Origin of the sequence: Gilliamella sp. Fer4-1, assembly GCF_001690515.1 — a bacterium.
GTDB classification, from domain to species: domain Bacteria; phylum Pseudomonadota; class Gammaproteobacteria; order Enterobacterales; family Orbaceae; genus Gilliamella; species Gilliamella apicola_C.
In genome coordinates this window covers 1-8,372 of record NZ_LZGZ01000269.1, presented here as the reverse complement: position 1 = coordinate 8,372, position 8,372 = coordinate 1, and the positions used below count along the sequence as shown (strand labels likewise).

Sequence of the window (8,372 nt, the reverse complement as noted above, 5' to 3'; positions counted from 1 at the left end):
TTGCTTGTCAAGCATTTATTAATTTTTGCGAGCAAGGACTTGCTGATGGTTTAACCATTAATCACTGGTCAGAAATGCAAGATTATATCGCTAGCGCCAATATGATGACAGCAGCTGCATTTCGAGGCATTGACTCATGTGCAATAGGTGGATTTGATCACGATAAAGTAATACAAATTTTAGAAAAATATATACCGCAGTTAAGTAGTGAATCATTTGGTGTTGGGCTATGTTTAGCATTCGGCTATCGAGCAGGAGAGCCTACAGCACGCATTCGCTGGCCACTACTAGATATAACTACATATTTATCGGATGACAATTCAACAAGCTAACCAATCGAATACCTTCAATCGCCAAACGGCGAATGAAGGTATAAATGAAAAAACAGCAGAGCTTTATTTAATTAATTGTTTATTTAATTAATTGATAGAGCGCTTCAGCTTCAGATGAAGCCGAATCCATGATAAAGGCAACACCAGATAAAATATTACCAACTTGAGGATCGCTAATATTTTGTTGTACCGAATTTAAAATCTCTTGTGCCCAACTAATTTTTCTAAGCACTGCTTCTACATTTTCTTTTGAAGGATTGTTCATCTTACCTCCCCCTTGTTATGTTAGGATGTCGAGTAAACTAATAATTAAAATGTTATTGCTAAATGATAGGAAAAAATTTAAGAATAAGAAAAGCGCACATTTTAAACACTAAAAGTAAAAAACCAAAACAAACAAAGTTTAAAAAAGAATAAATATCTTTAAAATAATTGAAAAGAAAAAGATAACCAATTAATTCGCAAAAATTTAATTCAATGCAAATAATACAAATACAGCCTGTTATGATTGCCTATTGATACAATAATCAATTTTTTTTACACTATAAGGATTAATAATGTTAGACTTATCTGCTATAAATTGCACTAGTTTTGCTAAAAATGACCAAAGTCAAAATAAGTAAGGATTTAAAATGAAAACCAAACATGCCCGTTTGTTAATACTTGGTTCTGGCCCTGCAGGTTATACTGCAGCAGTTTACGCTGCACGTGCAAACCTTTCCCCCGTATTAATTACAGGAATGCAACAAGGTGGACAACTTACTACAACCACAGATCTTGAAAACTGGCCTGCTGGCGCACCTGACTTAACAGGATCAGAATTAATGGTCAAAATGAAAGAACATGCTGAAAGGTTTAACACCGAAATTATTTTAGATCACATCGATCGTGTCGATTTTAGCGAAAAACCTTATAAGCTTTATGGTAGTGAAACGCAATACAGCTGTGATGCATTGATCATCGCTACAGGGGCTTCAGCACAATATTTGGGCTTACCATCAGAAGAGGCTTTCAAAAGCAAAGGGGTATCAGCTTGTGCAACTTGCGATGGTTTTTTCTATCGTAACCAAAAAGTTGCCGTTGTTGGCGGTGGTAATACTGCCGTTGAAGAAGCCCTTTATTTAGCCAATATTGCTAGCGAAGTACATTTAATCCATCGTCGAGATACCTTCAGAGCTGAAAAAATATTAATGGATCGCTTAGACCAAAAATTAAAAGAAGGTAAAGTGATCTTACATACACACCGCATCGTTGACGAGATTTTAGGTGACAACATGGGCGTTACAGGCGTTCGAATCCGTAGCACACAAGATACAAATTTAACTGAAGAAATTTCTGTTTTAGGCGTATTTATTGCTATTGGACATAAACCCAATACGACCATTTTCGAAGGACAGCTTGAATTAAATGAAGGCTATATTAAAGTGCAATCAGGCACACAAGGAAATGCAACACAAACCAGTATCGAGGGAATATTTGCAGCTGGTGATGTAATGGATCATATTTATCGTCAAGCGATTACTTCAGCTGGTACGGGCTGTATGGCGGCTTTAGATGCCGAACACTATTTGGACAACTTAAAATAAACAGTAAAGAGCTTCATGTCATTAGATAAAAAACGCCAAGCCTATTTACTTGGCTGGTTAAAACAGCATGCAAAAATGCATAAAACCAATTTGTGGGCTTCAATTTTAACTGGCTTTGTTTTAACAATATTAGTGATTATCCAAGCTGCGTTGCTTGCAATCATTTTACAAAAAATTATTATTGAGCAACACTATTTTACGGATATCTTACCTTTTTGGGGCGGTCTAATTGGGGTATTACTCGGTCGGGCATTTTTTATTTATCTGCGTGAAAAAATCAACTTTACCATAGGTCAAAAAGTTCGCAAGCAAATTCGACACCAATTAATTAACCAACTTGAATTGCATGGTCCTGCTTACTTAAATCAAAACACGATCGGCGCATGGAGTACGTTAATTATTGAACAAGTCGATAAATTGCATGACTTTTTTGCACGCTATTTGCCACAAATGCGATTGGCAAGCATGACTCTGATTTTAATTTGTATAGCGATATTCCCTTTTAACTGGGCTGCCGCTACAATTTTACTTTGCACAGCGCCACTGATTCCTATTTTTATGATTTTAGTCGGAATGGGGGCTGCCGATATCAATCGTCGCCATTTTAAAGCCCTCGCTTATTTAAGTGGTCACTTTTTAGATCGTCTAAAAGGTCTCAATACCATTCGACTATTTAACCAAGGCGAAAAACAAACTAACGAAATAGCTCGTGCTTCTGAGGATTTTCGTATAAAAACGATGCAAGTACTCAAAATTGCATTCTTATCTTCTGCTGTATTAGAGTTTTTCACATCAATTTCAATCGCCATTGTGGCGATTTATTTTGGTTTTTCCTATTTGGGAGAATTTGATTTTGGCGCATACAACGGAACTGTTACCTTATTTGCTGGTTTTTTTGCATTAATTTTAGCGCCTGAATATTTTCAACCGTTACGTGATTTAGGCACCTACTATCATGCTAAAGCAGAAGCAATCGCAGCGGCTGATAATATCGAAACTTTTTTAAGTAAAAACATTGTGCAAAAACAACCTAACATTAAAGCAACTAACATCAAATTGAATGAACCATTACAAACCATTGAAGCAAATAACTTAATTGTACTATCCAGTGAACAACAGTTTATCGTTGGCCCACTCTCGTTTAATTTGCAAGCACCGTTTAAATTGGCTTTGATTGGTACCAGTGGCGCAGGGAAAACGTCGTTAATGCAAGTTTTGCTCGGTTTTTTACCTTATCAAGGTTCGCTAAAAATTAATGGCATCGAATTTAACCAATTAGACATAAATGATTGGCAGCAAAAGGTGAGTTGGATAGGGCAAAATCCTTATCTGCTAAATAGCACTATTCGCGATAATATTTTACTTGGCAAGCCAAATGCCACAATGCAAGAACTTGAAGAGGTAATTGCCAAAACACAATTAGCCGATGTAATTGCCAAATTACCAGAAGGAATTGAAACCCAAGTTGGCGAAGATGCCGTACGTTTATCTGTTGGACAAGCACAACGAATTGCTTTAGCCAGAGCTATGCTAAAACCTTGCCAATTAATTATTCTTGATGAGCCAACGGCTAGTTTAGACAAGCAAACCATGCAAAATCTAGATCAACAACCTATTGCCCCCAACAGCATTACCATTACTCACCAAACAGATGATATGCAGAATTATGAACAAATCTGGCAACTAGCCCACAGCAAGCTACATCAAGGTAAGCTACCTTGTGATAGCGAGGAGGATTTATGTTAGCCACATTGCGCCCTTATATAGCTCTTTATAAACACTATTTTTGGCAAATTTTAGCTGGTTTATTGTTATCAATTCTTACCCTATTTGCTAGTGTCTTTCTATTATCTTTATCAGGATGGTTTTTAGCTTCTACCGCTTTTGTTGGCGTTGCTGGCTTGTATTCGTTTAATTATATGTTGCCAGCAGCCGGCGTACGTGCGGCAGCGATTGCTCGCACCGCTTCACGTTATATGGAGCGTTTGGTTGATCACAACACTACATTTAAAATCTTAGCTTATCTAAGAACGCTTGCTTTTCGTAAAGTTTTGCCATTAAGTGCTAATCAACTTGCCCACTACCAACGAGCAGATTTACTTAATCGCTTCATTGTTGATATTGATGCGCTTGATCATTTATACCTAAAACTCTTTGCCCCTATTGTAACTGCTTTAGTGACCATTGGCATTTTATTTATTGGACTTGCAACTATCAATTTACCCATTGCACTAATCATTACTATCATACTTACAACTACGTTACTTGTCGTGCCCGTTATTTTTTACCAAGCAGGAGAGCAGCTAGGAAAAACGCTAGCTAAACAACAAAGTGAGTACCGAACATTATTAATCAATTACCTGCAAGGGCAAGCTGAACTGACTCTATTTAATGCGCAACTGCGCTATCGTACTCAGCTTGATGAACTGGAATCAGATTGGTTGTATAATCAGCAGCGCCAATCAACATTAATGGCGCTATCAAGTGCATTAGTCTTACTAATTGCAGGCTTTTTAACGTTACTTGTGCTATGGTTAATTACCCAATACACCTTATCACCTTTAGTGGCTTTATTTGTATTTGTTAGCCTTGCTAGTGCCGAGATCCTTATGCCAATTCCTGGTGCATTTATCTTTTTAGGACAAGTGCTTTCTTCTGCCACACGCACCACCGCTATTTTCAATCAAACACCAGATATTAAATTTGTGCCAAAAGGCAGAACGATAGATCTAAACGTGGCAAAATTACAATTTAAGCAAATCAATTTCACTTATCCCAATCAGCCTTTTGCGGTATTAACTGATTTTTCATTGACAGTTGAACATGGTGAGCATATTGGCATAATTGGTAAAACAGGTTGTGGTAAATCGACATTGCTAAGCTTAATAAATCGCACATGGCAACCTCAATCAGGCAATATTTATATCAACAATGTTGAACTCAATCAACTTGATGAAAAAACATTACGACAAACGATTGCTATGGTGCCACAAGTGATCACGATATTTAGTGACACCTTAAAGCAAAATTTACTCATAGGCAATCAACAAGCGACCGAGCAACAATTAATAGATGTATTACACCAAGTTGAGCTCGACAAACTATTAGCTACGGATCAAGGCTTAGACTTGCTTATTGGACAAGGTGGCCGAACACTATCAGGAGGCGAAATTCGCCGTATCGGCATTGCAAGAGCCTTACTGCATAATTCCCCATTAATTTTAATGGACGAACCAACAGAAAGTCTTGATCGACAAACCGAGCAACAAATTATTCAATTAATAAAGAAAACCTGTAAAGATAAAACATTGCTCATGGTCACCCATCGCCTGACCAACAATCCGCTATTTGATCGAATTATTTCGCTTTAACAAATATAAGATCTTAAGAAACGACATCAAAACGGGGATTTTATGCGAAATCCCCTACTCACACGCATAAATTAAATAAAAAACCACCAATTTTCACAAAATAAAAACTTAAATAAAATCAATAGGTTTTCTGAATGATTTTTAGGATGAAAAACAACTTATAGGAAAGCTGTGGTTTCAGGCATTTTAGCTTTTGTAAATAAAATAAGCGATTAGTAATAATATCAAAGCGGGGATTTTATGCGAAATCCCCTCCCCTCATGTATAAATTAAATAAAAAATCGCTAATTTTCACAAAACAAAGCTTCAATAAAATCAATAGCTTTTCTGACTGATTTTTAGAGTGAAAAACAGCTGATAGGGAAGTTGCGGTTTCGGGCATTTTAACTTTTGTAAATAAAATAAACGATTAATAATAATATCAAAGCGGGGATTTGATGCGAAATCCTCTACTCACACGCATAAATTAAATAAAAAATCGCTAATTTTTACAAAACAAAAACTTAAATAAAATCAATAGCTTTTCTGACTGATTTTTAGGGTAAAAAATAGCTTATAGGGAAGCTGCGGTTTCAGGCGTTTTAGTTTTTGTAAATAAAATAAGCGATTGATGATAACACTAAAGCCGGGATTTTAATTTTTACACATAGTACAGAATGCGCTCTACTTATAATTACTCGTATCATCCATGATGCTCACCTCTTCTAGGTCATCTTAGTATAGCTAAGGTGTTCAAATTTTTTGCAGAAAAATTTGCTCTAATTTTGCCACAGAGGCTTTAACGAAATGGTGCCGATTTTACAAACCACTTAGCCTTCAGGAAAAACAGTAATTTTGGATGATATTACGGCTTCCTATCTTCCTCATGTTTTTATTTGCTTTTTAGTGATTGATTTGGCGTGTTATTTTTATTGATAATGTTAAACTGCAAAGCGGTTTGACATTTTTGATAAACATTATTTTTTAGCATAAAGTATAAACGGTATTTTTGTATATTGTTTAGTTCTTTTATCCCATTCTTCTAGCTTGAGTAAGCAAAGATGGTATTTTTCGTCTTGTGCTGGTTTAGCGCCAACGGAGAATAAATAATCTTTGCCTGCTTCAGGAGTAAATTCAAATGCGCGGTTAATCCCGTTGCAAACAAAAAACTTGGTATAACCTTGACGAAACCATCCTGGTTCAACTTTAGTTGACATTCCAACTGTAAAACCAAAAATAAATGGTTTATTTGGAATGACATTAATTTGACTTAATGGTTTGACGTAATCACCAAAAACCGTTACGCCATGAATATCTGTAACCGGAGTTACGGCCTCTGTATCACCAAATCGAAAAGGAACCATACCACCATTGTCATAATGGGTTGCTTCATCATATATCCGCATCTTTACGTTAACATCACTTGCCCCTATTTGAATAACGGTAACTCTTGCTTTAGGTTGATTACCCGTTGGTTCAACTTCAGAATAAAAACGACTTTTTGATAAAAATTTAGCATGAAATTCTGCTAGCCATTGCGCTATATGATATTCGGCAGAACTTTTATAAGTGGAGCATGATACGATAAATAACGCAAATGCCACTACGCATAACATTCTAAAAAATTTAAACACTTATACTCTTTATATTTAAGTTAGATTTATAAAATAACACCTATACAAAGCTAATTCAATAGGTAGGCATAAAAGATATGAATGTAATATTCGCCTATTTGATAAGCTCAATTAACGTTACCTATATCCCTATAAGATATCTAATCAAGACGCCTTATCTATTAAATCACTTCAGGATAGCAAATAGATCATAATTGGAAGTTATCACATCTTCCAATTATGGCCCAAATCAACTGAACTCCATTTTGATGAGGCTTTCATTTTTATACTATGTTGAAGAGCATCTTTACCAAGCAGTAATAAAGTTTTCTTTCGGTTTTCTTCTGATGCTCCATTTGGTCTTTTTTCGCTAGTCCAATATATCCATGTATCAAAATAAGGCTTTTCTCTTTCTTCTATAATATCACGTCTTAACCGTACAACTTCACTTACTGTAGGGTTATTTTGAATAGATGCTATTGTAGGCAAAGAAGTGTTTAGTTGGTCTAAGAATTTTTTAGGCTCTAGTTTTCCGGTGCTAAAACCATTATTCAGTACCTCCGCCAATTCATAATAGAAACCATCAAAATATGGCCTTATTTTATATCCCTTCATTACTTCAAATTTAAAAAAATGAGGGTTAACACCTCTTGAAGTCAAGGCTAAAATAAATGGATCTTCTCTTGTAGAAAATAAGCAATCAAAACTAGCGGATCCAGTTGTTATTCTAAACTGTTGCATATCAACTGAAATCTGCAACATACTTTGGTGAAGTTGGCGTAATGAAGACATTTCCATACTAGATTCCTCTCTTATAGTTATCATTTAATATTGATACCTGACAATAAATTACTTCAGCATTTGAATATGGAATAACTAACAAAAACATTCAAAATAAAAAAACTATCAGATTATTAAGAAATCAAAATCTTCTTTTGTTGCAGCAATAAGATATTTATCTGCTTGATTATATTGGCAATAATTTAGAAATTTGTCATCATCATATAAAATAGCATCGGAACAGCAAGAATCTTTTGCAAATTTCAAATATTTCCATGGAGATATTGGTAATACAATATAATCTTTTCTCCATATAACTGGATTATCACTTGTTATTAAAGGCTTCCTTGTATTTTTAAGAGATATTTTGGTATAATATTGATGGAAAAAAGAACTTTCCAAAAAGGTATCAATTAATAGCAAGTAAGGAAAAAACTTATCTGGATTATCAGTAACAACGCCAATATCTTTATAAATTTCAGGCAGATGAGCTCGAAAAAATTTAGTTCTTGAAAATAAAAAAGCAATATATAGTTGCAAATTAACTAAGTTCTCGTCCAGAATATTTTTTACATGCTCTCCTTTATCGATAATATCACCGATCACTTTATATCCTGCTTCTATTTGACTAAAAAAAAATTTTTCTATGGAGATATTTTTATCCGCTCTTTCGACACAAAGGCTAAGACTTAACATACCTTTATCTATAAT

Annotated in this window: 8 protein-coding genes; 4 read left to right on the top strand and 4 right to left on the bottom strand. The window is 35.0% G+C overall.

Annotated features, from left to right (window positions below):
* Positions 1-332, top strand: a 332-nt coding sequence (locus A9G30_RS09475; protein ID WP_176700886.1) for a nitroreductase family protein, incomplete at its 5' end; no start/stop codon positions are given.
* 79 nt (positions 333-411) lie between these two features.
* On the opposite strand, the gene A9G30_RS09470 is transcribed toward A9G30_RS09475, so the two are convergent.
* Complete coding sequence (locus tag A9G30_RS09470) at positions 412-597, bottom strand: hypothetical protein (protein WP_065580252.1); 186 nt, start codon at positions 595-597, stop codon at positions 412-414.
* A gap of 367 nt (positions 598-964) precedes the next feature.
* Here A9G30_RS09470 and trxB point away from each other — a divergent pair, with 367 nt between their 5' ends.
* From trxB to cydC, 3 genes are read left to right on the top strand one after another with little or no spacing between them, the layout of a single operon-like run.
* Positions 965-1,918 carry a thioredoxin-disulfide reductase gene (gene trxB / locus A9G30_RS09465; protein ID WP_065588791.1) on the top strand — a complete coding sequence of 318 codons (954 nt, stop codon included), beginning with the start codon at positions 965-967 and terminating at the stop codon, positions 1,916-1,918.
* Between the two features lie 15 nt (positions 1,919-1,933).
* On the top strand, positions 1,934-3,664 hold the full coding sequence (cydD, locus tag A9G30_RS09460) for a heme ABC transporter permease/ATP-binding protein CydD (protein WP_065588790.1): 1,731 nt from the start codon (positions 1,934-1,936) through the stop codon (positions 3,662-3,664).
* Positions 3,658-5,289, top strand: coding sequence for a heme ABC transporter ATP-binding protein/permease CydC (gene cydC / locus A9G30_RS09455; RefSeq protein WP_065588789.1), 1,632 nt, complete (start codon positions 3,658-3,660; stop codon positions 5,287-5,289). Before cydD ends, cydC begins: the two co-directional genes overlap by 7 nt.
* Positions 5,290-6,245: 956 nt before the next feature.
* Here cydC and A9G30_RS09450 read toward each other — a convergent pair.
* The 3 genes from A9G30_RS09450 to A9G30_RS09440 form a co-directional block, all read right to left on the bottom strand.
* Positions 6,246-6,902: a hypothetical protein gene (locus A9G30_RS09450; RefSeq protein WP_141672066.1), complete on the bottom strand. Its 657-nt coding sequence runs from the start codon at positions 6,900-6,902 to the stop codon at positions 6,246-6,248.
* A 204-nt stretch (positions 6,903-7,106) separates the two neighbouring features.
* Entirely contained in the window at positions 7,107-7,679 is a 573-nt protein-coding gene (locus tag A9G30_RS09445; RefSeq protein ID WP_065583450.1) for a DUF6037 family protein, read from the bottom strand.
* 108 nt (positions 7,680-7,787) lie between these two features.
* The coding region (locus tag A9G30_RS09440) for a DUF4238 domain-containing protein (RefSeq protein WP_141672065.1) at positions 7,788-8,372 on the bottom strand (585 nt) is incomplete at its 5' end.

Excerpts from the sequence above, each read along its gene's own strand:
- A9G30_RS09470 (WP_065580252.1), bottom strand. The coding sequence starts at position 597 with ATGAACAATCCTTCAAAAGAAAATGTAGAAGCAGTGCTTAGAAAAATT.
- trxB (WP_065588791.1), top strand. The coding sequence starts at position 965 with ATGAAAACCAAACATGCCCGTTTGTTAATACTTGGTTCTGGCCCTGCA.
- cydD (WP_065588790.1), top strand. The coding sequence starts at position 1,934 with ATGTCATTAGATAAAAAACGCCAAGCCTATTTACTTGGCTGGTTAAAA.
- cydC (WP_065588789.1), top strand. The coding sequence starts at position 3,658 with ATGTTAGCCACATTGCGCCCTTATATAGCTCTTTATAAACACTATTTT.
- A9G30_RS09445 (WP_065583450.1), bottom strand. The coding sequence starts at position 7,679 with ATGGAAATGTCTTCATTACGCCAACTTCACCAAAGTATGTTGCAGATT.